Genomic DNA, 1,908 nt, shown 5'->3' on the forward strand with positions numbered 1-1,908 from the left:
ATTTCATGATTAAGCGAACCCAAGAAGAATGGTTGCAATTGTTTGCCGAACATGAAGCCAGCGGATTGAGTGCCAATGCCTTTTGCCGCGAAAGAGCTTTGTGCAGTAAACATTTCTCCAAACGGAAAAAAGCGTTACTGGCGACGAGCGATCAAACAAGCACGACTTCATTTTTAAAAGTGAAGCGAGCCGAAGCCGTCGCTTTTACTAGAGACAATCGGCTTCAGTTAAAAGGCAATCATTGGCAATTGGACTTACCGGCGAATATTCATCCCGAATGGCTGGCCACGTTGCTACGTTGTTTGTGATGGAGCGATTGCAAGCATTGTCCGAGATTTACCTGCATCGTGATCCGGTGGATTTTCGTAAGTCGATTAATGGCTTGATGGTGATTGTTGAGCAAGACATGCAACTATCACCCTTTCTCGATGCTTTGTTCGTGTTTTGCAATAGAAAGCGCGACAAACTGAAAGTGCTCTATTGGGATAAAACCGGATTTGCGCTTTGGTACAAGCGATTGGAGAAAGATAAGTTCAAGTGGCCGAAGAAACATCGGGATGCAATATTAGCACTCTCTGACGAGCAATGGCATTGGTTGTTATCCGGCCTCGACATTCAGAAAATGCAGCGGCATCAACCGCTGAACTTTCAGTCAGTACGCTGATCGGAATATTCGAACCGCTGATCGGCGAACGCACCAACCGGTGAATTCTTTTGATAGAATACGCCGCATGAATACGACCTCTGACACTTTACCCAACGATATCGAAGCACTGAAAAAAATGGTGCTCGAACTGCAATCGAAGTGTCAGTATCTGGAAGAGCAATTCTTAAAAGCCCGCCAACAACAATTCGGTCAAAGCAGCGAAGCGCATCCGGCACAAGGTGACTTATTTAACGAAGCGGAGCAAACGTTTGATGAATTGCCCGCTGAAGAAAAAGAAACCATCAGCTATAGCCGCAATAAACCAAAGCGAAAGCCATTACCGAAAGATTTACCGCGCCAAGTCATCGTGCATGACCTTGCCGACGATGAGAAACAGTGCGACTGCTGCGGTGAAGAGCTGCACAAGATGGGTGAAGACAAAAGCGAACAGCTGGAGTTTATTCCAGCAAGCATCAAAGTGATTGAACACCTTCGTCCCAAATACAGTTGTCGAACCTGTGAAAAGAGCGAAGAAACTGTATCGATTAAGCAAGCGAAGTTACCGGCAAGCCCTATTCCGAAAAGCATCGCAACACCATCCTTACTCAGCCAAATCATCACCAACAAACACCAGTACGCGCTACCTTTGTATCGACAAGAACAGTTGTTTCAACAACACGGTATTGACCTCAATCGAAAAACCATGAGCGTATGGATGATGAAGTGTGGCGAGCTCTTCAAGCCCATCATTGAGCATTGGCAACAGTTACTGTTGCAACAACCCGTTATTCAAGCGGATGAGACGACGTTGAACGTCTTAAGCGATGACAACAGCAAAAGCTACATGTGGCTTTATTGCAGCGGCGGTGATTCACCGAACCCAAAGAGTTCCATACCGAACCTGGTGTTATACGACTACTCGCCGAGTCGCGCTGGCCAATGCGCTGTGAATTTTTTACAGGGTTATTCCGGCTATTTGCACGTGGATGGCTACCAAGGTTACGAGCAAACCGAAGCCACCTTGGTCGGCTGCTGGGCGCATGCGCGACGTAAATTTGTCGAAGCGCAAAAGGTACAAGGCAAAAGCAAAACCGGGAAAGCCAACTGGGCGCTCAACCACATTCAAAAACTGTATCGTATTGAAAAGCAAATTAACGATAAAACACCGGAAGAAAAACACCGTATTCGACAGGAGCAATCGAAACCCTTGTTAGAGCAATACCAGCAATGGTGCGATAAATCCATTCATCAAGTGCCACCCA

At 46.5% G+C, this 1,908-nt stretch carries 3 protein-coding genes; all 3 read left to right on the plus strand.

Annotated features, from left to right (window positions below; all coding sequences use genetic code 11):
* Positions 1-308, plus strand: a 308-nt coding sequence (gene tnpA / locus ACTUJY_RS21060) for an IS66 family insertion sequence element accessory protein TnpA (protein ID WP_463618102.1), incomplete at its 5' end; no start/stop codon positions are given.
* Entirely contained in the window at positions 278-664 is a 387-nt protein-coding gene (tnpB, locus tag ACTUJY_RS21065; RefSeq protein WP_463618103.1) for an IS66 family insertion sequence element accessory protein TnpB, read from the plus strand. The genes tnpA and tnpB, both read left to right, overlap by 31 nt.
* 67 nt (positions 665-731) lie before the next feature.
* A partial coding sequence (tnpC, locus tag ACTUJY_RS21070) for an IS66 family transposase (protein WP_463618104.1) occupies positions 732-1,908 on the plus strand: 1,177 nt, incomplete at its 3' end.

It is taken from the genome of Pleionea sp. WD8-19 (genome assembly GCF_055326765.1).